This window comes from Nostoc sp. C96 (assembly GCF_059384975.1).
This window is the reverse complement of record NZ_CM182020.1, coordinates 5587501-5611555: the sequence shown is the minus strand read 5'-3', so window position 1 is coordinate 5611555 and position 24055 is coordinate 5587501. Positions and strand designations below refer to the sequence as shown.

The window sequence follows — 24055 nt, the reverse complement described above, 5'->3', positions numbered from 1 at the left end:
TCAATTCTTATCTAACCACATCTGTTTGCCAGTATTTTAAGAACCCCGTTGGATTTCGGCGAAGATTTGCTCAAGAATTTCTTGTGCGCCTTGTTCCCGCAGAAGTTTGGCTAATTCTGCACCCAACGCTTCAGCATTAGAGGCTGTTCCTGTTACGGTATCTTTGACGATGTTTTGGCCATCGACACTGGCGACTACACCTGTGAGGGTTAAATTGCCATCATGAATTTCTGTATTTACACCGATGGGTACTTGACAACCACCTTCAAGAATCCGTAAAAATGCTCTCTCTGCTAAACAGCGATCGCGTGTCTGGGGATGTTCAATAGCTTTGAGTAAGGATATCAAATCTTTGTCATCAGCACGACATTCTATCCCCAAGGCACCTTGTCCCACAGCGTGGAGAGAAATTTCTTTAGGGAGAATTTGATGCACGCGATCGCCCATCCCCAAACGTTGTAAACCTGCGGCTGCTAAAATCAAAGCATCGTATTCACCAGCATCCAGTTTTGCCAACCGGGTATTTAAGTTACCGCGCACATCTTTAAAGGTAAAGTGAGGAAAACGATGGCGTAATTGCGCTAACCGTCGTAGTGATGATGTCCCAATCACTGCACCTGCTGGCAAAGTTTCAATTTGCTTGTCTTTGTGTTTTTCATGCACAACTAGAGCATCAGCGGGGTTTTCCCGTTCTGTAATTGCCGCTAGTGTTAAACCTTCTGGTAAATTAGTTGGCAGATCCTTGAGGGAATGAACCGCAAAGTCAATTTCCTTGTTGATCATTCCCAGTTCGAGTTCTTTAGTAAAAAGTCCTTTATCGCCAATCTTCGCCAACGCTACATCTAAGATTTTGTCGCCTTGGGTAGACATGGTGTGGACTTCAAAAGTGATATCTGGGAAGCTGCTTTGTAGTTGCTCTCTTACCCAGTATGTTTGAACTAGAGCAAGTTGACTTTTACGAGAACCAATACGAATAGTGCGGGTTGCACTGGAAACAACTGAAGTCATAATAACGTTATGTCAAACCAGGCGATACATTCACTTTCATCTAGACTACCGCAGTGAGTGACTTAACGGATTGCGATCGCTTAATTAAAAGCAATTTTATTTTGAATTCACTTTACATTTTTTTACAAAAAAACAGTTATCAGTTTAGGTAAAACACCAAACCAAAAAAACTGCTTCATCAAATACTTTTCCCTTTTCCCTCCTATCTTCTTGTTAATAATCGTCACGTTGGAGATACTCACGTAATTGTTGAGTACGCTGTTTTGTAGCTTCTTCCAAGCAGCCAGCATAAATATTAGGTGCAATACTTCCCCCTTCGTATGCACTGCGTTCAAACTCACAACTAGCGTCACGAAACTTAATCCAGGCTAACTGTGCAGCAATTAATTTTTTTTGTCTAGTCTTTGACAATTTTGGTAACAGTTGTTTATAAACTTGGTTTAATTTTTTATCGGCATTTTGATATGACAACTGAGAGCAGATATTCATTTCTGATTGAGTTTGCGGATCGTTACAGTTGAGTTTTTGGGCTAAATATGTTTTGCCAAGCTGAGATTGTGTATTTGCCAGCGTCACAGTATTAGCACTCAAACCGGCAACAGTTATGATACTTACGAATAAAGGTAATATCTGACGCATTATATAACTCCTATCTCAGTATTAGCAATTATGCAGACAACACTATAGCTTATATATCAAGTAATTTAGGACTTGATGGCAAAGAACTTTTCGTAAAATGCAATACGAAAAATTAAAAAACAACAGGGAATGGGGAAGACTTCGATCAGCTACTTTGGCTGCACTCTTAGACTACGTTGAGTACAAGTGAGTGTATCGCCAAAAACAAGGAAATCCCCATGATTAAGATTAGGGGTTTTAGATGCGGTACAAAATGTAAGATTTAAAATCAGAAAATTAAAAATATATTAAAACTAATTCACTTTTCTCAAAAGATGCCTGAAACTCTTTTATAGGACAGCAATTAAATATGATTTAAATTAGCACTCTAAGCTGAGGAGTGCTAATAAATAAAGAAGTTTATTTCCTGAGATATAAAGCAAAAATAGGCTGTTTTACAGAGATAAAATTAGACATTCACAAGCCATAATTATCACAAGCCAAATCTCTTTGTAAGTAATAACCTGTTGGGAGGAACCAAATGAAATACACTTTTGATATTGTCGGGGTATCTCCAGTTTTGCAGTTTTTCAACCATCAACAACAGAGTATGCAAAAACCACTGTATCTAGGCGTGGAATATCTTGGAACTCATATATGTACACTAGATGCGTTTATAGAAACGGTGGAACCTGTACCTGCAAAATGGGGCTGGGATTTAGACCAAGTAGTAGACACAGTTGTTCGGTTTTGGGTGAATCATTCCGAGAGTATTCAATATTGGAAAGCGCGTTTAAGTGACGCAGGACAAAATAATTTAGTTGTAGCCAGACTTGCAGATATTAGGGCTTTGCAAGCAGAATTTGAAACTCTCTTAGATAAAAATAGTCATTAGCTGAAACGACAGTAAATCTTACAGCAGTTTGCATATTCATGAAATACTGTAGAGGCGTTACATTTTACGTCTCTACATAGTTTTGGGTTTTACACTTATACCTCATTTACTTAAAATAGGCTGTATTAGCCCACGAGTGTTAAAAAACACAAGAGTCTTGAATGGGAAAAGTTAGAAATAAGAATAGAAAAAACGATGCTTTTGAAAGCAGCGATCAAACCTAAAATAGAGGTATAGGCAATTATCGCTTCATTTCCTCAAACTGATGAAAAATAAAATCAAACCTGATTGGGCTGGTGAAAGCATACTCTCCAAGTTCGTTAATCTGCTGATCCATACCAAACCTGTTTACAATGTGATGAAATACCAAGCTAGACAAGTATTAATCACAACAGCAGAAAAAAACGGAATTCCCTGGCGCAAAAACGCTGAAGCACTGCAAGGACTGATGACCAAACAACTCCTAGGTGCAGTTACGAACCCGGAAGTTGTGTATCCAGAATATTACAAAGTACCATTCCACGCTTACGCTGAGGGTAATCTTTGCTGGGAAGCGGCTTTTGAAGCGGAGTCAGCCACTTACGCTATGTCTTTGCGTGTTTGGCCGCAAGAAAATCTGACTTGGGAAGCGGCTCATGGCAGACTCAGAGGCACTTTTCATGATGTTTTGGCAGCTTACGGCCCTTTGCAGGTGAGAGAAATTCTGGACATTGGCTGCTCGATAGGTTTATCGACGATGGCACTGCATCGTTATTATCAAGAGAAACAAGAACAGCCAATTCGGACTGTTGGTTTAGATTTATCGCCCTATATGCTGGCTGTGGCTAAGGCGAGAGATGTGAATAATGAAATTTCTCAGTGGGTTCATAGTAGAGCCGAAAAGACAGGCTTACCAGATAATTCCTTTGACTTGGTGACACTCCAGTTTGTATGTCATGAATTGCCAAGCTATGCCAGCAAAGAGATTTTCCTAGAAGCTAAACGACTTCTCAGGCCTGGTGGTTATATTGCCTTGGTAGATAATAACCCGCGATCGCCTGTAATTCAAAATCTCCCACCTGCCCTGTTTACTTTAATGAAAAGTACGGAACCTTGGAGTGATGATTACTATGGTTTCGATATTCAAGCAGCTTTGGAAGAAATAGGTTTTTCACCCACAATTGAAGTCGCCAGTGACCCCCGTCACCGGACTATTATCGGGAAAAAGCCTGTATAAGTGTTGAGTGCTGATTCGATAAAGAATGTAGAGACAGAAATTTGTCTCTACATCACACATCAACATCTATTACAAATTTGAGGAGTAATAATTAGCGTAATGCAGCTGGCGGCAGAGCGATCGCAACCTGAGCTAATCGCCGCACAACTTAAACCACCGACACCGCTACCGATAACGACAACATCTGTTTGTCTCACCACTTTTCCCAAAACCACACCCAAACTTTTATCAGCTAATTACCGAAGTTTATGAATCGAAACATAAAGGAGATTTTTGGTTAGAAGCCAAGTTTGGCTGACTAAATCAGCCTGATTCCGATTCTTAGTTGAGTTTTGGTAAACATCTGCCCCCAAATTATCTGTGTAATGTCTATCCTGGAATAGTAGGGGAATCACCTTAGCGTAAACTGCCAACAGGTGTTAGATGCTGCAAATAGAACAGATATTACACCACCGTTATCAAATCCAACGGCAACTCGGTAATAATGGCATTCGCCAAACTTGGCTGGCCAAAGATTTACAAGCTGCTGAAGGGGAAGAATCATTAGTTGTGGTCAAACTTTTGGCTTTCGGCGGAACTGTCCAGTGGGATGACTTGAAGTTGTTTGAGAGGGAAGCACAAGTTCTCAAACAGCTAAAACATCCGCGCATTCCGCAATACATTGATTATTTTTGTGTTGATGACCACACATTGTGGTTTGGCTTAGTCCAAGAATATATTCCTGGGGAATCGCTCAAAGAAAAACTTGCAGTTGGTAAACGCTGTACAGAAAAGCACGCCAGGAAAATTGCGACTGAGGTTTTAAAAATTCTGATATATCTGCATGAATTGAATCCTGGTGTGTTACACCGGGATATCAAGCCCAGTAATTTAATTTGGGGTGAAGATAATCAGGTATATTTGGTAGATTTCGGTGCAGTTCAAGATAAAGCTGCTAAAGAAGGTGTGACCTTTACGGTGGTTGGAACTTATGGTTATGCGCCAATCGAACAATTTGGCGGTCGGGCTGTTCCTGCATCTGACTTGTATGCGTTGGGTGCATCGTTAATTCATTTATTAACTGGTGTTCCCCCTGGTGATTTACCACAACAAGATTTACGGATACAATTCGCTGACCGAGTGACCGCAAGTTCTAGTTTTGTGCGCTGGTTGCAAAAGATGACTGAACCTGCGCCGGAACAACGCTTTAGTAATGCCCGCCAAGCACTTGATACTTTAAAATCTAATTTGGTTGTTAAACCTGTCAGCCATAAAATAATTAATAATTCTGGTTGTGGGATTAATTCTACGGAACCTGTACCAGAAGAGATTTTGGGATGGAATTGGGGGGCGTTTTTATTACCTTGGTTTTGGTTATGGACTAATCAGGTATGGTGCGGATTGTTTTGTTTTGTACCACAAATTGGTTGGTTTATGGCGATCGCTATGGGGGCAAAAGGCAATGAATGGGCTTGGAGAAGTAGACAATGGCGCAGTATTGAACATTTTAAAGAACATCAACGCGGTTGGGCGATCGCCGGAGTTCTCATCGGCGCACCTATGAGTTTGATTTTATGGGTTAGTGCATTTCTAGTTCTGAAGTCAATCTTTTAAGGCTGTCTGAGTTGTTGTAGAAAGGTTATAGCTCCCCGACTTTTTGAAAAAGTCGGGGAGATGAACACCCGCACAAATAACTTTTTCAGCAAATTCTATTTAGTATAAATTTCTGGAAACGTGGTTTCAAGTTTAGCTAATTTTGGCAAGTCATTTGCTACGACATAGCGACTATCAGGATTACGCACAATATAGTTTTGATGATATTCTTCAGCTTGATAAAAACCTTGTAATGGACTTATTTCGGTGACAATTTGCTTGTTAAAGATTTTCTGTTGATTGAGTTGATCAATATATTTTTGTGCTTCTTGTTTTTGCTCATTGTTAGCAAAAAATATCACTGAACGATATTGTCTACCAGAATCAGGCCCTTGGCGATTCAATTGTGTTGGGTCATGGGCTACTAAAAAGTAAACTTTTAATAGTTGATCGTAGGAAATTTTTGATGGATCATAAGTGATTTTTACTGATTCCGCGTGATTAGTAAATCCAGAACTCACAAGGGTATAGTCTGCGGTGGTTGCATCGCCACCAGAAAAGCCAGAAACAACATCAGAAACACCGTTGAGATGCTCAAAAACTGCTTCCATTCCCCAAAAGCAACCACCAGCGAAAACAGCTACCTGTTTATTCTGAGGTGTCGTAGTTGAGATATCACTGGCGGGAGTGGGAAACATGACACGGGATGCGCCATACAGAAGTAGAAAACTCAAGGATATGATCGATAAGTTGCGTACTAGGTTACGAGAAAGTGTAAAGTTATTATTTGACATAGGTGCGTAAACTCCTTTGATGATTGATTTAGGCGTTTGGTTATGAAATAGCGATCGCTATCTTGAAATTCAACTCTGTAATAAAATATTTATAAAACTAAGACAGCACAAGACTTTTAACTCTGTCACATATTACCTGTTCCTTCCTCATAATGTAGGTAATTTCAAAATAAAAATACTGCCATTCCCCAGTTCTGAACAAAGTTCGATTGTACCGCCAATGCACTCTACAAGGCGTTTGACGATACATAAACCCATACCAGTGCCGCCTGTGGAACGGGTACGAGACGCATCTACTCGATAAAATGGTTCAAAAATGCGGGACTGTTCTAATAAAGGGATACCACATCCTTTGTCGCTGACTTGAATCATTGCCCAACCATTAACTTGAGTTAGCTGCAAGGTAATTGGCTCACCCACATCTGAGTATTTAACTGCATTGCCAATCAAATGGCTTAATATCTGCATTAGCTGGTGACGTTCTGCCTTGACTTCAATCGGAAAAGGTGGGATTTCTAGCTGAATTAACCGATGATGAAATTTTTCGGTCATCTCAGCTATAGCTGTAAGCAAATCATTGAGTAATAAAGGTTCAGTTTCCCAGGGACAAGGAATTGTGCTGTTGTCTGCCCGTGCTAAATATAGTAAGTCTTGCAAAATATAATTCATTCTTTCCGCATCAGAAACAGCCATTTCGAGAGTTTCTTTCTGGGAAGCGGCTAAATTATGACTGCGTTGTAAACTTCTTTGCAGATATCCATAAACCATGCTCAGAGGTGTGCGTAATTCATGGGCTAAATCGCTGAACAACTGGCGCTGCTGTTCTTTGGCTTCGGAAAGCCTGGTTAAAAATTCCATCCATGTCTGGGCTAACTCCTGAATTTCGCTTGGTGTTTGGTTTAAGCCTAGCTGGTGGGGAATCAATTCATTGGTGCAGGTTTCTGCCCATTGATTCATCTGTTGTAATGGTAAAAGCGATCGCTTAATAAACAACGCTGTCAAAACAATTGTAGTAGTAAGTGAGCAAACGCCCATTATTCCCAAACTTTGAATCATCGTCAACAGTTGAGCATCATCAGCCATACCATAATTTTGATGAGCAATCATCAGAAACTGTCTGATTTCCCAACCTGCCCAGATCGTAAAGCTACTTAGTCCGAACGTCACAATCATAACGATACCAACAGTCAACCGGAAATGAAGTGAAGCAGGGTCAATTCTGACTACAAAAAACTCGACTAATTTTCTGGGAAAATTTCCGGCAAAATTCATGGGAATATCTCATATATATAGGATTCGTATTTGCATTTATAGCTGCCGTCTTTGCTTTTCTCTGTTACCTGTTGCTTATTCACCCCTACATAATTATGTTCAGTAATCAAACTAGATTTTTATAGCAACTAATTTCCTCAAATTGCCCTACATAAGTTGTTGCTTTAAAAAATATCCAAGCACCGCTTTACATAATTTAACTTTAATCGCACAACGCTTGAGAAAAATGAGTTTTTCCTGAATATAATTAAAGCTTTTGCTGAAAAAATCTTTAATTTATTACTAACAAAATATTTTTAAAGTATCAATTTCTATTGTATTCCCCATTCCCAATGAGGGATTTGCTTTTAAAACACCCATACCATGAGGGTGTTTTATATCTGCTAAAAATTATATTTGATTATGAAAATTTTTTGGCTTTTTTCCTTGATATGCAAGGATTGTAAGCCTTAAAATTTATTATTTTACAAGAGTGTTTAATGAGTAATTTTACAAAGTTTTAATGTTGTTCTCAGCATTTTTTAATATCAATAAATTACTGTATTAAGTTAGACAGATTTAGCGACATCAAGGCTTGAATTATGAAAAGTTTAATTTATGGTAGTTTGTCTGCGTTAATACTCTCTACAGCCTCTACAGCTATAGCTACGCCGACCAACTCTCAACAGCTAGATTCATCGTTATCATCTCAAGTTGCATATACAATTAATGTTCCCAGTATCACCAACTCTGGTGTCCGAAATGATACGCATTTTATTAAGGTGTCAGTACTGGGCATGTCTGTACAAGACTTAATGATTTCTCTACCCAATCAAATGGAACGTTTTAGTAATGTCCGGGTTGTAGATGAATCGGGTAAAGAGATTGGGGCTAAAACAGAAATTACTAAAGAACGTTTATCAATTACTTTTGACCAACCAGTTGCTTCTGGTAGTTCTTTAGAAGTGCAATTAACAGGTGTACAAACAAAGATTTTAGATGGGAGAATATTGCTCTATGGAGTGACAGCTAAACGAACTGGTTTACAAGGAGAAATTCCTGTAGGTACTGCTAGAATCGATCTTCCTTATAAAAATTCCAATTGATCATTGTCAAAACACCAACAATCTCATCTCAATTCCAGTAGTAGGTACGAGAAAGCTTCGTGTCTACCACTGGCATTCTGAAACCTCATTTCTCTAAAATTAATGACTAAAAACGACCTTTAGGGGTGATTCTGTAATTTATCCCATTTCACGAAAAAATGAAACAAATTTATGGGTCTTTCATTCTTTCCCCCTGCTCCCTGCTCCCTGCTCCCTGCGGTCTATTTGTATCAAACTTAAAGTGAAACGGTATTAGACGTGTTTTAGCTGATCAACTCTCAGTCGCTAACCAAGCGCGTAAAACTTCTGCTACTGTCCAAGCTTGTGCAGTACATCCGCGTGGAGTCATCGGCGCATCCCCATCAAAAATTTCGCTGAGACTACCAACCCCATGTACTGTGAGATGATTAGCCATTGGTTCGAGAAATTGCCGCGCCTGTTGTGGATTTTTGTAGACGCGCAGATGAGCGAGGACAAATGACCCCAACAACCAACCCCACACTGTTCCTTGATGGTATGCTCCATCGCGTTGATACTGATTCCCACCGTATATTCCCTGGTATTGGGGATGGTCAGGAGAAAGTGATCGCAATCCATGAGAAGTCAGCAGCATTCGTCCACAAACTTCTACGACGCTTTTTTGTTGGGCTGGTGTGAGGGAGCTTTCTGGTAAAGACACAGCAAAAATTTGATTTGGACGCAACGCCGCATCATCACCATCAGGACTATCGATTACGTCATAGCAGTAACCTCGCTCCTCATTCCAAAAGCGCGAAAATCTAGCTAAAGTGCGGTCTGCCATTGCCTCATACTCTTGATGTGGTTTACCCAGTTGACGGGCAAACTTGGCCATTGTGCGTAAGGCATTATACCAAAGGGCATTAACTTCAATTGGTTTGCCAATTCGCGGTGTTACTACCCAATCTCCAACTTTGGCATCCATCCAAGTTAGTTGTGTGCCTGTCACACCTGCATAAAGTAAGCCATCTGTAGGATCAAGGTGGATACCATAGCGTGTGCCGCGACAGTGCCAATAAATGATATCTACAAGCACAGGAAACAATTCACTCAGGAAATTATCGTCGTTTGTGGCGTTGTCATAAGCGCGAATTGCTTCAAAGAACCAAAGTGTCGCATCGACTGTATTGTATTCTGGTTGCTCACCCGCATCAGGAAAGCGATTGGGTAGCATTCCCTGGTTTACATACTTAGCAAAAGTTCGGAGAATTGCCCGTGCAACCTCTGGACGGCCAGTGGTAATTGTCAACCCAGGTAAACTAATCATTGTGTCTCGTCCCCAATCACTAAACCAGGGATAACCAGCAATGATAGTTTTGCCGTGACCTTCTTCTGTTACTGGGCGGTCAACAATAAACTGGTCAGCAGCTAGTACCAGATGGTTAATCCAGGCGGGAGACTCCTGAGCATCCAGGGGGCGATTACTTTGCCAAAGTTCTGTTAGTTTCTGCTCTTGAGTGCGGCATAATTTGAGTGCGGTTTCACCATGCAAATCTGCTAGTTTTTCTGTACTGGCGACAAAGGTGACTGCTTCTCCAGGATTGAGTTTCACGGCAAAAGTGCCAGCATGGAGATGATCTTCTCTGTCGTTCAAGCCCCGATAACGCTCAACTGCCAAATCAAAGTTATAGTACCAATTGTGAACGGGTAAAGCGTTGCCCTGATCGCTCAACAAATAAAATGGTGTAGCACTTGAATCAGCCGTTATGCGAATCCCTTGTTCTACCTGCTCAATAGACATTTGCCAGCCGTTGCTGTGGGTGTCACTGTGATAATCGCGGTAGTTGACCATTGCTTTAAGTGTCAGGTGCAAAGGTTGGGTAGCACGCCGCAGAACATATTGGATATATGTTGTGTTTGCGCCTTGCTGCATCCAGATGCGCTTTTCTAACAAAGCATCCGCCACAGCAAAACGCCAGAGGGGAATTGCACCTTCTAAAGCAAAAGATTCAATGTGTCGATAACCGTGGGGGCTAACGATTTGATCTGCCCAACGATTTGTATGTAGGGGATAATAGCGATCGCCATACAAAACGGTTTCATCTAGTTTTGCCAGCAGTAAAGTACGACCTAATGGTGGCTGTAATGCTGCTACAAGTAAGCCGTGATAGCGACGGGTTAGCAAACCAGCCACAGTCCCAGAAGCGTAACCACCTATACCATTGGTGACTAACCATTCTCGTGTCTCTGCGGTGTCGAGATTGCCACAGATTTCCCGCCCAAATTCCATATACATAAGGCAAATCAAGTGATTTTTTAGGTTATCACTAAAATCTACTCACTACAAAGCGCTGTATACGCTGTGCTGTACTAGTACAACAAGGCAAAAGTCAAAAGGAAAAAGAAAGAATAGTCATATCACAAGCCTTTTAGCAATTCTAGATGGTCACTGAGCGCAGCCAAAGTAGTCGAAATGTGGTCTGTTTATTTCCGCCGACCTAATACTAGTATCCTATCGTTATTTTGTCATATTAAATTTACTTAGACACTTGCATAATAAATTTCAATATTTATTTATGGCAAGTTGGCTTTTTAGGAGATATACAAACTATGTCTGGTATTTTTTTGGACTCAAAGTAACAGTGTTCAAACTTTTAGATTGGCAATTGCTGTCTTTGTCTAACTACTATCATCCATCTATTGACATGATTTCGGCAATTGATATTTATCTGTTCTCGATTCGGCGAATCCGTTCTTACCCAGGCTAGGGAGTTTCCACGTAACTATAATCTGGACAAGACAGTAAATTTGCTGTTGTAAAAATGACTGTCTTATTTCAACTGTTTGCTACAAAATATAAATTTCACAAAACTATAAGTATTTATTCACGGTATTTAAAGTTACCTTTCTAGAAAAAAATGTTGTTTTCAATATTTAAATTTAGATTTAACTTATTTTTATGTTTAGATATTTAGCTTACCAAATCAGCATATTCAGTTAAGATTAAGCATGTTTTACTATTTAGTTGCTGGTTCTGGACTGCTAGACTCCCTAGATTAATTTCATTTTGTTATTCAATAGCTGTTAGCCCATATCGCTCCCATGCTGACCTATCATCGCAAGCCTGTGTGCTTATCACTAATTTCCACCGACCTGCCGTTCTGGTCAGTGGTAGAAACCGCCGGAACACTGTATCAAAAAGATACTGAACGATTTCATTTACTGTTAACTGCACCGCCTCTGATTACCTGTGAAGTCGAAACTTCTCCCAGTACAGAGGCAACTTTGCCCCACAGAACAAACACTGCCTATGTTCCCAGCAGCCCAAGAATTTTGTGGCTGGAAATTTCTCCATATCGGGTAATTATGACTATGCAAGGTAATGGTCAAGTAAGTTACCGCCACTTCTGGGAACAAGGCGTATACGGTGTTAGCCGTTATTGGTTGCCAACGGAATCATTACAACCACATAATCCAATTCGCTTACGCAATTTTACGAAAACATTAACACTCGCTGGCAAACAATTTCCCGAACACTTGCGGCTAGAATATGAATTGTGGGCAGAAAAAGTCCAACTGGGATGTTACATCCTCAATTTAGAAATTGAACACTGAATAATTCCAACTTTTTAATCATGCCTTTCCCAAATAAAAATTGGGGAAGGCATAATATTTATGTTTTTTAGCAAAATTTAATATGCAGTTCAGCCTGTAGGGTGAATCAATCTGGAATATAGGAATTAAGTCCTATCTGACAGATAGTCAGTTTTTTCTCAAATCAAATATGATTCCTATTACAAATGACACAAGCAGCGCAATTTCTAAACTTTACCCGTATATTTTTGGTTAGGTTCATTACAGATTGATCCGCATATCTTATTTGAATCCTTAGCTTATGCGATCGCCTTTCGTTTATTATGGTGCAATATTCGCAAAGATACGATCGCTCCTAGTCAACGCAGTTCTGTTGAGTTTTAGTACAGCAACCTATGGCATAAGGACTTAAAGCGTTTTGAAAACTGCTAGATTTACTCAGGCTGTTGACGATTTGATGGTTACAGGTTCATATCCAGCCTCATAAGGCGTTACGACAGAGATAAATATCAAAGGTTCATCGCCATGATTGAACACACCATGAACACATTTGACTGGTGCTACAACTACATCTCCGGTGGTAATTATTTTGCGAGTACCTTTTATATCTAAATAATATTCACCACTACCGGATAATATTGTCCAAGTATCCTGACCATGAGGATGAATGTGCGCTCCAATTTCTTGTCTGGGTTTGACATACCAAGCAACTACAACTGCATCTGGTGATTCCGTCACAACTGAACGAATTGGTTCACCATCTGTAGGTTGAAAAAAATCAGTACTTTTGAAAATTCTCTCTATATTCATTTTCTGATTAATCTATAAATATTATCCCGACAGCCAGACAAATCCAAAAAAACCATTGGGAATTTTGTTCGCCTAAAAACTTAGCGATCGCCACTCTCGAAAACCAAGCGAGAATAATAGTAGCCAGAATCAAAGAAATCAGTATAGCGGTATTTACGTAAGGGAATCAACGAGAAAAAGTCCCGCCTCGGAATAAATTCCGACTAGGGGCGAACGGCCGTACCCTGCGGGAACGCTAAGAGCGAACGCCCCTACACTTGAATGTTTTCGATAAACGTCCTGTCGTTTTCAAGAAACGTTGTGACGATTTCAAGAAACGCCGTGACGATATCAACAAACGTCGTGACGATATCAACAAACGCCCTGTCGTTTTCAAGAAACGTCGTGACGATATCAACAAACGTTGCTCTGTTTATAGTAAACGTCGTGACGATATCAAGAAACGTCTGGATGTTCTCTATGAATGTCGTAACATTTTCAATCAAGAAGATGGTACTGCAACTTTCAAGCGCTTCAGCATAGCTTCTCGTGCTTGCATTGCGAGGTCATCATCTAATGGTTTGAGTGTAATAGGTTGTTGATATTTCAGCCGCAACGCTGTTTGAATTAACCAGTCAGCGACAAAAGGATTTTTGGGTAATAAGGGGCCGTGAGAATAAGTTGCGATCGCATTCTGATAAAATGCGCCTTCGGTACCATCTTCGCCATTATTGCCTAAGCCATACACCACACGCCCCAAGGCTTCCACTTTGCCTAACTTGGTGCGTCCACCGTGATTTTCAAACCCGACGAGATAGGGTTTACCACCTGTCATTTCTGCTAAATCATTTGCTAGGCGCGAAGCTGTGACTTCAATTACTAAGTTACCGATGCAACGTTTGGTATTTTCCCCAGGATGGATAGAAACTAAATCGAGTATTCCTAAACCTTCAATCCGCTGTCCTAGTCCTGGTTCATAATAATGTCCTAGCAGTTGGGGTGAACCGCAGGTAAAAACTCCTGGTGTGCCATTTTCGATTTTCTCGCGCATTGCGTCGGCTTTCGCGCCTTGCAAATCACGCATGACAATTTCTTGCTGACGGTCTTGTGCGCCACCGCCCACAATTACATCTACAAATTTAATATCTTCGGCGGTGGAGTTTTGGTCTAGAGGTAATATTTTAACCGTGTATCCCCGCCATTGGGCGCGGCGTTCTATTGTAATTACATTACCGCGATCGCCATAAGTACTCATCAAAGTTGGATATAGCCAACCAATAGTTAATTCTAATTGTTCAGAACTCATAACTTTTTACTCATAACTGATAATTTATAACTTGTTTCTTTCTATGGTTGCACAATCCGTAAAAGACTTTTTACTCTGTTACCTCTCACCTGTTCCCTGTCCCCTGCTATATTTTTGGACAGACATATAGTAATTATCGCCAGACTTCAGTATTTTAGGTCACAGTTTTGTGATTGTCAGACAGTCATAATCTCCACAGATCACTGTAAGTTTACTAAATACTGAGTAAACAATTACACTGTTTTTTAAGATTCCAAAAAAGTTAACTTTGTTAACTAAGCGACAAATTGTGAATATCTAAAATGGAGATTATATGCAAGCAATTGAAGCTCCCAATTTGACGGTAATTGCGTTTGAAAATGCAGTTCCTGTTTCTCAACTACCTTCTGTATGGCAAGATATTGCTAAAGGATTGGCAAATGTGGGAATCTCTGATCCACAAAGTTATGTTGAGATGGCACAGTTATTTCAATATAAGTTAGAACAGGGTGATGTTGACTTATTTAACGAACGTCCAGAGCTAGACTATCTCAAATCGTCATTCTCCCAGCTATTTGGCAAGTTAGCTTGGGAAACCCTAGAATTTTACGGTTATGACTTTCTAAAAACTAGCTATCCAGATTTTGCTACACTGCTTCAAGATTTAGAATCTCAGGGAGAAGAGTTTGCAAATGAATTAAAAGTAGCTCGGATAGGAATAGAACTTTTTCAAGAGTTTGGCTATGAACTACCAGCTAGTTTTTATCATGTGCATCTAGCGCCCATTTACCGCGATCATGTATTTGAAGAACGCGCTTTAAGATTTGATAAACGAGATATCAAACATAAGCGTTCTTGGGATGCGATATTACACGCAGGTAAGGTTTTTGCAATGCAAATGAAGGTGCAAAGTATCGCCTCTAAATATGGCTTTACTTATCAACATGGTTGTGGTTGCAATTCTCACCTATCTTCTATTGATACATCTTGCGGCGTATTTGAATATGAATTCACTCCCGAAAAGCGTCAACGCTGGTTAAGAAGTTTTATCTGGACGGCTTGGTATGAATATGCTTTCTTTCCTATTGTCCCGAATACCAGTTATTTAGTTTAAAAAGTGATAAAGATGAGGGAGATGAGAAAGATTATAAAAAATTTTCTCAATTCCCTATTTCCCATTCCCTAAAGAATTTTCCTGCCGGTGAGAACTTCACGTACTTCTAGCATGGCGGAATATGTAGGTAGAATGTGCAAAGTTTCATCTTCTGGTGTATTTTCTAGGGCAGTTGCGATCGCTTGGCGTAAATCTTCTTCTACAATTAAGTTTAAATTACTCTCCAGAGACTTTTCGCTGTAGCGTAGACGTAAAGCCATATCATAAACGCGATCGCCACTCACTACAATAGTTCCGCCGCGTTCGACTAATTTTTCTGTATCCACGTCCCAAATCCAGGATACATCAGTGCCATCGGGTGTGCGATCGTTCAAAACCATCAATGTAGTTTTATCAGTACTTTGATTCACTACCCGAATAGTTTCGTTTGTCCCCACAGGATTTTTTGATAATAAAATTCTGACCTTTTTACCATCAATTACTAAATCTTCTGCGCGACCAAATGCAGCTTGGAAATTATTAATAGTATCTCTAATTGTTGCTTCATCAACGCCCAATTCAATCGCAGCCGTAGCAGCAGCTAAAGTATTGTATTTGTTATACAAACCAACCAAAATTTGTCCCCACTCGCTACTTTCTAGGGTTGGTTTACTCTTACTAAAACCGCAACTCGGACAAGTAAAATCTCCCAAATGAGATAAATAAACGCCTTTGTAATCTAAAGAATGTCCACAATTAGGACAGTAAATAGAATCTACCGCGTGCTGAATTGATTCCAGATACTGTTCTGGTTCATTCAAACCAAAGAATAACACTCGTTGCGGTAACTGCTGACCGAGGTGCGATAAAGTTGGGTCATCAGCATTAGGAATTACCACCGTTTCTTTTGGCAGAGTCGAAATTACCTTTGTCCAGCGTTTACTGATGGTATCGACTTCGCCGTACCTGTCGAGTTGGTCGCGGAACAAGTTTAAACACAGAATAATGCGTGGCTGGAGTGGTGTTAAAACCTTCGGGACAATATTCTCGTCTACTTCAAGAATGGCGTAGTCAGCGGCCAGTGAACCTACCAAGTTAGTGTTTTCTAGTAAGGCTGTCATCAAACCATTTTCCAGGTTTGCACCTGTGGAATTATGGGCGACGCGATAGCCTTTGCGTTCCAGAATTGTTTTTAACAGCAGCGACGTGGTAGTTTTGCCATTAGTCCCAGCGATGATAATTACGCCATTTTTTACCTGCTGACTCAATAATTGCAAAAGTCGAGGTTCAATGCGCCGCGCAATTGAACCTGGTAATACACTAGCAGCACCTAGACGCAGCGATCGCACCGCAAATGTTACAGTTTTCGCCGCAGATACCGCAAAACCTAGTCGCACTCTATCTATTAGTTTGATTTTCTTGCCCACATCCGTACCCTAATCTTCTGGTAGTCAATAGTCAATGGTCAATAGTCAATAGTCAATAGCAATTTATTATTTCCCCCGTCTCCCCCACTTCATACTTCACCCTTAAGACGTTATCTTAAAAAATAGTGCGCGAGTGTAATTACTTATCCAGCCCAGATTGCCGAATTCAGCACAAACTTACGACAAATCGTAGCTTGCAAGGTTCCTTTTGATGAATATTACAAAGTTGATTTTTTTACAAGAATGTATGGCTGACTGGCGACGGTTGGTATCAAAATGCCTGTTATTGCTTGTTTGTCTACTGATGTTCAGTATCAAACCTGCTTTTGCTGGTATTAATGATGATCTTTACGATGGCAATATGTTTGTCGTTTATGCTGGCAATGGTTCCTTAGTTCCACCAAGACAGACACTAGCACAGACTTTAGCAGAACATAAACCTGCATTTTTAGCATTTTATGTTGATGATAGTAGCGATTGCAAAAAATATGCCATTGTCATTTCTCGCGTCCAGGAATTTTACGGACGAGTAGCAGAGATTATCCCCATTGATGTTGATACAATCCCAGTCAAAGCAAAATATGATCCCACGGAACCTGGATATTACTATTCTGGGGGTGTGCCTCAAGTTGTCGTGTTTAATCAATCAGGGAAAGTATTGTTAAATAAAAAAGGTCAAGTACCTTTTGAGGAAATAGACGATAAATTCCGCGAAGTGTTTGATTTATTACCACGCTCTGAATCAGTGGAATTAAAACGGCGATCGTTTAATGAATTTAGTAGTGAGTTAGCTAAATAACTGCCAGGGTAGACTGAGATGGTCTACCCTAATTTTTAGTACTGTTGGCTACTGCATTCCCATTCATCCAAAGGATAATGTTTAAATAACCTGTTGTCACAACTGCGGGAATTAATTAATAGTCTCAAGTTCAAAACTATTGACTATTGACCCTTGACCCTTGACTAATAACTGATGTCAAAAGTTTACACTACCGAAGAGCTAATCCAAATTTTGGCAGCCGAACGCCAAGCTTGTCTAAAGGGAGAGCGTCTGAAGTTAGAAGTAACAGTCTCTGGCAATCCTGTAATAGACCAGTTTATCAGAACCGAGGGGTTCCAAAAGTTCACTGCTTATCAAGATTTTAAGACGGCTATTCACGATTATCAAAGAGAACATCATATTTCTGGCATTGTCTGGCGCGAAATGACAGTCAAAGGCAAAACCTTGCGCTATCCAGAAGTAGATACGGAATTAGTAGGGTTGACTAGTGACATTGCCATATTACAATCTGCCAAAATTTCAATATTGAATTTTTGGTATGAAGTCACTATAGATATGGATTTATATTTAAGTTTTAATAACAGTAAGCAATATCAACAAATTAGCACAGATGATGTCCAAAGAATTGCTCACAGAACTGAATGGGCAAGTTTATGGAAGTGGCAAAATCCTAACTTTTTAGAAATGATTTTACAGCTAGGATGGGGTAATCCCGAAGAAGCCAGATATAAACGCGGTAGACCACATTCTGGTAGTGAATATATTCATGCAGTTAATCCAGGTAATTTACCTATTGGTTAAGTAACTTTTTGAAAGCAATCAATGAATATTGAGACATACGAAAAACTATGGAAATAAGAAAATTAACCTAAATTATTAAACTTCACTAAATTAGTAAAAGTTGCCCGAAAAGCCGGAAATTTATTCAAAATAATTGACTTTATACCTGTCAAGTAGGCACTCTATCTGTATCTAACATTTAGAAATACAGATTATGAAAGTCCGCGAAGTTATTAAAATTCTAGAAGCTGATGGTTGGTATCTGACAAGAACTAAAGGTAGCCATCGTCAATTTAAACATCCTGATAAAGCTGGTACAGTAACAGTGTCTGGTAAGTCGAGTGTTGACGTACCAATTGGTACTCTAAAAAGTATCTGGAGACAGGCTCAATTGGAGGCAGACTGATGCGTTATACAGTAGTAATTGAGAAGGGAGACACTAGCTACGGTGCTTATGTACCAGATTTACCCGGTTGTGTAGCTGTGGGTGACACTTTAGAAGAAGTTAAAACACTGATTGCAGAAGCTATTGAATTTCATCTAGAAGGAATACTGGAAGATGGTTTACCTATTCCTCAGCCTACAAGCATTGCCCATGAGGTTGAAGTATTAAATTAAGTTTTATTAAACGAAAAGTAGCTGCACTGGCAAAAATAAATTTTAAATTTATGAAAGTTAAAAGGTAGGCTTTTTATCCTACCCCAACTACTCACTAAACTATTTTAAGATGTAGGCGATCGCCAGCATTCGATACTTGCAAACTTAAAATTAACCCCTACCCCTTCAGCGCTTTTCTAAAGTTGCGCCGATAGGATTGATTGGCGATAAATAAAGCAGGCCATAAAACAGATAAAGCAATGCGATTGAGTAAGGATGGTGTAAAGTTAGTCCTTGTAAATCCAGTCCAAAACTTCCAACCTAAACCGACATAACCTACTATCAAAACAAATACAATTAAGTTGCTCACTTGAATTAACTCCATTCGCTAATGACTAAATTGAAGTTAAGAATTGTCAAAATATATCAGCAATTCTTAATTTATACTAACAAAGTAGATTTTAGCCCTAATGTTATAACCGCTGAAGGATGAATTAGTACATTCTCTAACTCCAGTGTAAAGTAGCATCTGGCATTGTAGCTAGTTCACCTAGTATCCTATTACCAAAACCGAAATTAAGCTCAATTATCAAGTTAAAAAGAAATATATTATTTTAGATTTCTATGTTCTTTTTTCTACTTCCTGACTACCTCAAAAGCCTTTGAAACTGGCATAATAAATGAACTCGATTACCAGAAACATTTCTTAATTTTTTTCCAGACAAATCAGCGACTGTGTTGAGTAAATATGCTTAACATTTATTAGATGCCTCTTGTGGAAGTTCCTGAAATCAGAACATCTATAGGACACTAATGAAAGATAAAACCAACATATTTTCATGGGTTTGTAAGCAGCTAAGGTTGCAAATAGTTTAGGAGGACTTATGCGTGCAGTACTGATGGCAGGCGGTTCAGGGACAAGGCTTCGTCCGTTAACTTGCGATTTACCCAAACCGATGGTGCCGATTCTCAATCGTCCCATTGCCGAACACATTATTAATCTTCTCAAAAGACATCAAATCACTGAAGTGATTGCAACATTACATTACTTACCTGATGTCTTGCGAGATTATTTTCAAGACGGTAGCGATTTTGGCGTACAAATGACCTACGCTGTGGAAGAAGACCAGCCGCTGGGGACAGCCGGCTGTGTCAAAAATATTGCCGAACTTCTTGATGAAACTTTTTTAGTAATTAGCGGTGATAGCATCACAGATTTTGATTTAACAGCAGCAATCGAATTTCATAAACAAAAACAATCAAAAGCCACTTTGATTTTAACTAGGGTTCCCAATCCCATTGAGTTTGGGGTGGTAATTACCGATGAAGAAGGAAAAATTAAGCGATTTTTAGAAAAACCTTCTACCAGTGAAATTTTCTCAGATACAGTCAACACTGGTATTTATATTCTGGAACCAGAAGCTTTAGATTATTTACCAGATAACACTGAATCTGACTTTTCTAAAGATTTATTTCCCTTACTTTTGGCAAAAAATGAACCAATGTATGGTTACATTGCCCAAGGTTACTGGTGCGATGTTGGTCATCTAGATGCTTATCGAGAAGCTCAATATGATGCTTTAGATCGGAAGGTAAAACTCGATTTTGCTTATGAAGAAATTTCCCCTGGGATCTGGATAGGACAAAATACTTTTGTTGACACGACGGCTCATATTGAAACTCCCACAATTATTGGGGACAATTGCCGAATTGGGGCGAGAGTGCAAATTGAAGCTGGGACTGTAATTGGTGATAACGTTACCGTTGGGGCTGATGCCAATCTCAAGCGTCCGATTGTGTGGAATGGGGCATTTGTTGGCGAAGAAGCACATTTAAGTGCCTGTGTGATTTCCCGTGGTAGCCGGGTAGACCGTCGCGCCCATGTATTAGAAGCGGCTGTGGTAGGTTCGTTATCTACGGTGGGAGAAGAAGCACAAATTAGTACTGGGGTACGTGTTTGGCCGAGTAAAAAAATTGAATCTGGTGCAATTTTAAACATCAATTTGATTTGGGGTAATACTGCTCAACGAAATTTATTTGGGCAACGTGGTGTGCAAGGATTGGCGAATATCGACATTACGCCAGAGTTTGCTGTGCGGTTGGGTTCAGCTTACGGTTCGACTTTAAAACCTGGTTCTAAAGTCACAGTGTCGAGAGACCAAAGGAACATTTCTCGGATGGTGACGCGATCGCTCATTGCCGGTTTAATGTCTGTAGGGGTTGATATTCAAAACCTCGATGCTACCGCTATTCCCATCGCTCGCACAGTTATTCCTACTATGTCCGTGGCTGGTGGTATCCATGTCAGGGTACATCCCGACCGCCCCGACTACACCTTAATTGAATTCATGGATGCCAAAGGCATTAACATTTCTAAAGCCCAAGAAAAGAAAATTGAAGGGGCTTACTTTAAAGAAGATATGCGGCGGGCGTTGATTCATGAAGTTGGCGATGTTGCTTATCCCAGCCAAGTCATTGACCGTTACTGCACCGCTTTTGAGAAATTACTGCATGTTTCTACCCTCACCAACAGTCGCGCCAAAATCGTCATAGATTATGTTTATGCTGTGTCGGGGGCAGTTTTACCCCAAATGCTAGATAAATTTGGTGCAGATGCAGTGGTGCTAAATGCCAGCTTAAATAAACACGCTGTTACTACCGCAGACCGAGAAGCACTATTGACTCAGCTAGGCCATGTAGTGGAAGCACTAAAAGCTAATTTTGGTGTGCAAGTCTCAGCTAATGGCGAACAGCTAATTTTAGTAGATGAATCTGGCTTTCCAATTCGTGGCGAAATGTTAACCGCCCTGATGGTGGACATGATATTAACCTCGAACCCCAGAGGTACAGTAGTTGTCCCAGTTCACGCCTCCAGTGCAGTGGAACAAGTCGCCCGTCGCCACGATGGTAGAGTAATTCGGACTAAGGCTAACCCGACAGCTTTAATGGAAGCTTGTCAAAGAAATTCTAATGTCGTGTTGGGAGGTAGTGGCGATACTGGTTTCATTTTCCCGCAGCTACATCCAGGGTTTGATTCCATGTTTTGCATTGCCAAAATTATTGAAATGCTGACAATTCAGGAGCGATCGCTCGCTACTGCGCGTTCCGAATTACCCCGCGTAATTCACAGAACCCAGACAATTCGCTGTCCTTGGACTGCTAAGGGTGCATTAATGCGTTACTTGGTAGAAACTCACCCAGCCCAAAACCTCGAACTCATCGATGGCGTGAAAATTGGTCAACCTTTTGATGACAATTGGCTATTAGTTTTACCTGATGCTAGTGAGCCATTAGTACATTTATATGCAAACAGTGGCGATCGCGATTGGGTAGACGACACCATTAGAAACTACCGCCACCGCGTACAAACTTTTGTGGAAAGACAACAAGAATATCACCCAGCCGAAGTTTGATTTTGCTGGACAGGGGTGTAAGGGAGTTGAAAATCTATATCCTTACACTTCCGCCTCTAATAACTTAAAACCTTTAACTTTGTAACCTACTACATTTCATACTTCAGACTTCATACTTCAGGCTTTTTCCATTTTCTAGGCAGATGTCAGCATCTAAGGTAATCATCTAGCTTGAGAAAGTCAGCTAATTTAACTAGACTACCCATGATTGATCTTCAAGCTATTTCGATTCCTGAACCACAAATTCCAACTCCGCAACCAAATCCCCTACCCAGCCCGGAACCGACACCGAATCCAGGAATTCCCGAACCTCTACCGGAACCTGTACCTGCACCAATTCCTCAGACAGTCCCAGCCCCAATTCCCCAAACAGTTCCCGGCACAATTCCCCAAACCATACCTGAACCTGTTTGAATTATCTTAGTAGTTTGAGCCAAAATCAAAAATCTAAAATCCAAAATGCTAAGAGCCGGAATTGTCGGACTTCCCAACGTCGGAAAATCTACTTTATTTAATGCCGTAGTAGCCAATGCCAAAGCGGAGGCTGCTAACTTTCCCTTCTGCACGATTGAACCGAATGTCGGCGTTGTCGCAGTACCGGATGAACGGTTAAACGTGCTTTCGCAAATTGCTGGTTCTGCACAAATTATCCCAGCCCGTGTGGAGTTTGTGGATATTGCCGGTTTGGTGAAAGGTGCAAGTCAGGGTGAAGGACTGGGTAATCAGTTTTTATCTCATATTCGAGAAGTTGATGCGATCGTTCATGTGGTACGTTGTTTCGAGAATGATGATATTATCCATGTTGCCGGTTCTGTTGATCCAGCACGAGATATTGAAATCATTAATTTGGAACTTGGTTTAGCCGACTTAGCTCAAATCGAGCGCCGCATTGAACGCACCCGCAAACAAGCCCGCACCAGTAAAGACGCTCAGTTTGAAATTACAGTTCTCGAAAAATTAATTGCCGCTTTAAATGAAGGTAAATCTGTACGTCAAGTCAGTTTAAATGAAGAAGAATCTGCAATTATTCAAGGGCTAGGATTGCTCACTAGTAAACCAATCATCTACGCTGCCAATGTTTCCGAAGATGACTTAGCAACAGGTAATGAATTTGTTGAAAAAGTTCGGCCAATTGCCGCGCAAGAAAATGCTCAAGTCGTGATTGTATCTGCTCAAGTAGAAGCAGAATTAGTCGAATTAGCTGAAGAAGACAAAGCTGATTTTTTAGAATCTTTAGGTGTCAAAGAAGGCGGCTTGAAATCTTTGATTCGCGCTACTTATGCCCTATTAGGTTTACGGACATATTTCACCAGTGGCCCTAAAGAAACCCGCGCTTGGACAATTCACGCAGGTATGTCTGCACCCCAAGCCGCAGGTGTCATTCACTCTGATTTTGAACGGGGATTTATTCGCGCTGAAACCGTTGCTTATGATGATTTGGTAGCACATGGCTCGATGAAAGGTGCAAAAGAAAAAGGCTTAGTCAGAAGTGAAGGCAAAGAGTACATCGTCCAAGAAGGAGATGTCCTGTTATTCCTATTTAACGTGTAGTTTAATTAGGGATATAAGGGTGTAGGAGTGAATGGGTTTAGGTGAAAATCAAACACGTTTACCCTATACCCTTAACACCTGCTTTAATTACTTCCACCTACCATACATATAGGAACCAAAATTTTTATCATCAGTACCCACACTCAAACCGCCTGCTGCACCAGGTACTAATTCCATAATCTTGCTTTATCACACGCAGATTATGTCATAATAAGCCGACGCATACCCTAGTCAGTTTTCCACCGTGCAAGATACCGACGCTATTAATGACCTTGCTGCTGCCTTACAACAGCCAACTGATCTTAGTTTTGAATTGCCAGATCCAGA

At 40.4% G+C, this 24055-nt stretch carries 26 protein-coding genes (1 of these 26 cut by a window edge); 16 read left to right on the top strand and 10 right to left on the bottom strand.

Annotated elements, in window-relative coordinates; genetic code table 11:
- Nucleotides 1-36: 36 nt before the first annotated feature.
- Together hemC and AC504W_RS23975 are read right to left on the bottom strand one after the other, a co-directional pair.
- The gene (gene hemC / locus AC504W_RS23980; RefSeq protein WP_494874700.1) at nt 37-1008 is read right to left on the bottom strand and encodes a hydroxymethylbilane synthase; all 972 of its coding nucleotides are present in this window, start codon (nt 1006-1008) and stop codon (nt 37-39) included.
- A gap of 213 nt (nt 1009-1221) precedes the next feature.
- The gene (locus AC504W_RS23975; RefSeq protein ID WP_494874698.1) at nt 1222-1647 is read right to left on the bottom strand and encodes a lysozyme inhibitor LprI family protein; all 426 of its coding nucleotides are present in this window, start codon (nt 1645-1647) and stop codon (nt 1222-1224) included.
- A 520-nt stretch (nt 1648-2167) separates the two neighbouring features.
- On the opposite strand from AC504W_RS23975, the gene AC504W_RS23970 reads away from it, so the two are divergent.
- From AC504W_RS23970 to AC504W_RS23955, 4 genes are all read left to right on the top strand, one after another.
- Nucleotides 2168-2521 (top strand): hypothetical protein, encoded by a 354-nt coding sequence (locus AC504W_RS23970; RefSeq protein ID WP_494874697.1) that lies wholly within the window; start codon nt 2168-2170, stop codon nt 2519-2521.
- A gap of 265 nt (nt 2522-2786) precedes the next feature.
- Entirely contained in the window at nt 2787-3737 is a 951-nt protein-coding gene (locus tag AC504W_RS23965) for a class I SAM-dependent methyltransferase (RefSeq protein ID WP_494874696.1), read from the top strand.
- 99 nt (nt 3738-3836) lie between these two features.
- Nucleotides 3837-3989, top strand: coding sequence for a hypothetical protein (locus tag AC504W_RS23960; RefSeq protein ID WP_494874695.1), 153 nt, complete (start codon nt 3837-3839; stop codon nt 3987-3989).
- Between the two features lie 171 nt (nt 3990-4160).
- Nucleotides 4161-5330, top strand: a complete 1170-nt coding sequence (locus tag AC504W_RS23955; RefSeq protein ID WP_494874694.1) for a serine/threonine protein kinase — start codon at nt 4161-4163, stop codon at nt 5328-5330.
- 95 nt (nt 5331-5425) lie between these two features.
- Here AC504W_RS23955 and msrA read toward each other — a convergent pair whose 3' ends face one another.
- Nucleotides 5426-6103 (bottom strand): peptide-methionine (S)-S-oxide reductase MsrA, encoded by a 678-nt coding sequence (msrA, locus tag AC504W_RS23950; protein ID WP_494879447.1) that lies wholly within the window; start codon nt 6101-6103, stop codon nt 5426-5428.
- A gap of 147 nt (nt 6104-6250) precedes the next feature.
- Complete coding sequence (locus AC504W_RS23945; protein WP_494874692.1) at nt 6251-7375, bottom strand: sensor histidine kinase; 1125 nt, start codon at nt 7373-7375, stop codon at nt 6251-6253.
- A 581-nt stretch (nt 7376-7956) separates the two neighbouring features.
- On the opposite strand from AC504W_RS23945, the gene AC504W_RS23940 reads away from it, so the two are divergent.
- Nucleotides 7957-8460, top strand: a complete 504-nt coding sequence (locus AC504W_RS23940) for a hypothetical protein (protein ID WP_494874691.1) — start codon at nt 7957-7959, stop codon at nt 8458-8460.
- A gap of 271 nt (nt 8461-8731) precedes the next feature.
- Here the strand turns inward: AC504W_RS23940 and AC504W_RS23935 are convergent, their stop codons facing one another.
- On the bottom strand, nt 8732-10714 hold the full coding sequence (locus AC504W_RS23935; RefSeq protein WP_494874690.1) for an amylo-alpha-1,6-glucosidase: 1983 nt from the start codon (nt 10712-10714) through the stop codon (nt 8732-8734).
- 346 nt (nt 10715-11060) lie between these two features.
- On the opposite strand from AC504W_RS23935, the gene AC504W_RS23930 reads away from it, so the two are divergent.
- On the top strand, nt 11061-11186 hold the full coding sequence (locus AC504W_RS23930; RefSeq protein WP_494874689.1) for a hypothetical protein: 126 nt from the start codon (nt 11061-11063) through the stop codon (nt 11184-11186).
- Between the two features lie 334 nt (nt 11187-11520).
- Nucleotides 11521-12033, top strand: a complete 513-nt coding sequence (locus tag AC504W_RS23925; RefSeq protein ID WP_494874688.1) for a hypothetical protein — start codon at nt 11521-11523, stop codon at nt 12031-12033.
- Between the two features lie 417 nt (nt 12034-12450).
- Here the strand turns inward: AC504W_RS23925 and AC504W_RS23920 are convergent, their stop codons facing one another.
- The 3 genes from AC504W_RS23920 to AC504W_RS23910 form a co-directional block, all read right to left on the bottom strand.
- On the bottom strand, nt 12451-12822 hold the full coding sequence (locus AC504W_RS23920) for a cupin domain-containing protein (RefSeq protein WP_494874687.1): 372 nt from the start codon (nt 12820-12822) through the stop codon (nt 12451-12453).
- A 7-nt stretch (nt 12823-12829) separates the two neighbouring features.
- Entirely contained in the window at nt 12830-12955 is a 126-nt protein-coding gene (locus AC504W_RS23915; RefSeq protein ID WP_494874686.1) for a hypothetical protein, read from the bottom strand.
- 348 nt (nt 12956-13303) lie between these two features.
- A complete protein-coding gene (locus AC504W_RS23910) occupies nt 13304-14107 on the bottom strand; it encodes a type 1 glutamine amidotransferase (RefSeq protein WP_494874685.1) in 804 nt (267 codons plus the stop codon).
- Nucleotides 14108-14420: 313 nt separating this feature from the next.
- On the opposite strand from AC504W_RS23910, the gene AC504W_RS23905 reads away from it, so the two are divergent.
- Nucleotides 14421-15200 carry a hypothetical protein gene (locus AC504W_RS23905; RefSeq protein ID WP_494874684.1) on the top strand — a complete coding sequence of 260 codons (780 nt, stop codon included), beginning with the start codon at nt 14421-14423 and terminating at the stop codon, nt 15198-15200.
- 68 nt (nt 15201-15268) lie between these two features.
- On the opposite strand, the gene AC504W_RS23900 is transcribed toward AC504W_RS23905, so the two are convergent.
- Entirely contained in the window at nt 15269-16606 is a 1338-nt protein-coding gene (locus AC504W_RS23900; protein WP_494874683.1) for a MurT ligase domain-containing protein, read from the bottom strand.
- 211 nt (nt 16607-16817) lie between these two features.
- On the opposite strand from AC504W_RS23900, the gene AC504W_RS23895 reads away from it, so the two are divergent.
- The 4 genes from AC504W_RS23895 (at nt 16818) to AC504W_RS23880 (ending at nt 18785) form a co-directional block, all read left to right on the top strand.
- Entirely contained in the window at nt 16818-17405 is a 588-nt protein-coding gene (locus AC504W_RS23895) for a thylakoid membrane photosystem I accumulation factor (RefSeq protein ID WP_494874682.1), read from the top strand.
- A 174-nt stretch (nt 17406-17579) separates the two neighbouring features.
- Nucleotides 17580-18188: a hypothetical protein gene (locus tag AC504W_RS23890; protein ID WP_494874681.1), complete on the top strand. Its 609-nt coding sequence runs from the start codon at nt 17580-17582 to the stop codon at nt 18186-18188.
- 193 nt (nt 18189-18381) lie between these two features.
- Entirely contained in the window at nt 18382-18573 is a 192-nt protein-coding gene (locus AC504W_RS23885) for a type II toxin-antitoxin system HicA family toxin (RefSeq protein ID WP_494874680.1), read from the top strand.
- Nucleotides 18573-18785 (top strand): type II toxin-antitoxin system HicB family antitoxin, encoded by a 213-nt coding sequence (locus AC504W_RS23880; RefSeq protein ID WP_494874679.1) that lies wholly within the window; start codon nt 18573-18575, stop codon nt 18783-18785. The genes AC504W_RS23885 and AC504W_RS23880 overlap by 1 nt, the downstream gene beginning before the upstream one ends.
- Nucleotides 18786-18942: 157 nt before the next feature.
- Here the strand turns inward: AC504W_RS23880 and AC504W_RS23875 are convergent, their stop codons facing one another.
- Nucleotides 18943-19134, bottom strand: coding sequence for a hypothetical protein (locus tag AC504W_RS23875; RefSeq protein ID WP_096585314.1), 192 nt, complete (start codon nt 19132-19134; stop codon nt 18943-18945).
- A gap of 514 nt (nt 19135-19648) precedes the next feature.
- On the opposite strand from AC504W_RS23875, the gene AC504W_RS23870 reads away from it, so the two are divergent.
- From AC504W_RS23870 to AC504W_RS23855, 4 genes are all read left to right on the top strand, one after another.
- A complete protein-coding gene (locus AC504W_RS23870) occupies nt 19649-22177 on the top strand; it encodes a sugar phosphate nucleotidyltransferase (RefSeq protein ID WP_494874678.1) in 2529 nt (842 codons plus the stop codon).
- A gap of 204 nt (nt 22178-22381) precedes the next feature.
- Complete coding sequence (locus tag AC504W_RS23865) at nt 22382-22591, top strand: hypothetical protein (RefSeq protein ID WP_494874677.1); 210 nt, start codon at nt 22382-22384, stop codon at nt 22589-22591.
- A gap of 45 nt (nt 22592-22636) precedes the next feature.
- Nucleotides 22637-23728 carry a redox-regulated ATPase YchF gene (gene ychF / locus AC504W_RS23860; protein WP_494874676.1) on the top strand — a complete coding sequence of 364 codons (1092 nt, stop codon included), beginning with the start codon at nt 22637-22639 and terminating at the stop codon, nt 23726-23728.
- A gap of 244 nt (nt 23729-23972) precedes the next feature.
- Nucleotides 23973-24055: the 5' end (the start) of a hypothetical protein gene (locus AC504W_RS23855; RefSeq protein WP_494874675.1), read on the top strand. The gene runs 949 nt beyond the window's last position; 83 of the gene's 1032 nt are visible here — the first part of the coding sequence; its start codon is at nt 23973-23975; the stop codon falls past the right edge of the window.

Excerpts from the sequence above, each read along its gene's own strand:
- AC504W_RS23920 (WP_494874687.1), bottom strand. The coding sequence starts at position 12,822 with ATGAATATAGAGAGAATTTTCAAAAGTACTGATTTTTTTCAACCTACA.
- hemC (WP_494874700.1), bottom strand. The coding sequence starts at position 1,008 with ATGACTTCAGTTGTTTCCAGTGCAACCCGCACTATTCGTATTGGTTCT.
- AC504W_RS23880 (WP_494874679.1), top strand. The coding sequence starts at position 18,573 with ATGCGTTATACAGTAGTAATTGAGAAGGGAGACACTAGCTACGGTGCT.
- AC504W_RS23945 (WP_494874692.1), bottom strand. The coding sequence starts at position 7,375 with ATGAATTTTGCCGGAAATTTTCCCAGAAAATTAGTCGAGTTTTTTGTA.
- AC504W_RS23965 (WP_494874696.1), top strand. The coding sequence starts at position 2,787 with ATGAAAAATAAAATCAAACCTGATTGGGCTGGTGAAAGCATACTCTCC.
- AC504W_RS23895 (WP_494874682.1), top strand. The coding sequence starts at position 16,818 with ATGAATATTACAAAGTTGATTTTTTTACAAGAATGTATGGCTGACTGG.
- AC504W_RS23955 (WP_494874694.1), top strand. The coding sequence starts at position 4,161 with ATGCTGCAAATAGAACAGATATTACACCACCGTTATCAAATCCAACGG.
- AC504W_RS23890 (WP_494874681.1), top strand. The coding sequence starts at position 17,580 with ATGTCAAAAGTTTACACTACCGAAGAGCTAATCCAAATTTTGGCAGCC.
- AC504W_RS23925 (WP_494874688.1), top strand. The coding sequence starts at position 11,521 with ATGCTGACCTATCATCGCAAGCCTGTGTGCTTATCACTAATTTCCACC.
- msrA (WP_494879447.1), bottom strand. The coding sequence starts at position 6,103 with ATGTCAAATAATAACTTTACACTTTCTCGTAACCTAGTACGCAACTTA.
- ychF (WP_494874676.1), top strand. The coding sequence starts at position 22,637 with ATGCTAAGAGCCGGAATTGTCGGACTTCCCAACGTCGGAAAATCTACT.
- AC504W_RS23940 (WP_494874691.1), top strand. The coding sequence starts at position 7,957 with ATGAAAAGTTTAATTTATGGTAGTTTGTCTGCGTTAATACTCTCTACA.
- AC504W_RS23865 (WP_494874677.1), top strand. The coding sequence starts at position 22,382 with ATGATTGATCTTCAAGCTATTTCGATTCCTGAACCACAAATTCCAACT.
- AC504W_RS23870 (WP_494874678.1), top strand. The coding sequence starts at position 19,649 with ATGCGTGCAGTACTGATGGCAGGCGGTTCAGGGACAAGGCTTCGTCCG.
- AC504W_RS23970 (WP_494874697.1), top strand. The coding sequence starts at position 2,168 with ATGAAATACACTTTTGATATTGTCGGGGTATCTCCAGTTTTGCAGTTT.
- AC504W_RS23885 (WP_494874680.1), top strand. The coding sequence starts at position 18,382 with ATGAAAGTCCGCGAAGTTATTAAAATTCTAGAAGCTGATGGTTGGTAT.
- AC504W_RS23935 (WP_494874690.1), bottom strand. The coding sequence starts at position 10,714 with ATGTATATGGAATTTGGGCGGGAAATCTGTGGCAATCTCGACACCGCA.
- AC504W_RS23975 (WP_494874698.1), bottom strand. The coding sequence starts at position 1,647 with ATGCGTCAGATATTACCTTTATTCGTAAGTATCATAACTGTTGCCGGT.
- AC504W_RS23905 (WP_494874684.1), top strand. The coding sequence starts at position 14,421 with ATGCAAGCAATTGAAGCTCCCAATTTGACGGTAATTGCGTTTGAAAAT.
- AC504W_RS23960 (WP_494874695.1), top strand. The coding sequence starts at position 3,837 with ATGCAGCTGGCGGCAGAGCGATCGCAACCTGAGCTAATCGCCGCACAA.
- AC504W_RS23910 (WP_494874685.1), bottom strand. The coding sequence starts at position 14,107 with ATGAGTTCTGAACAATTAGAATTAACTATTGGTTGGCTATATCCAACT.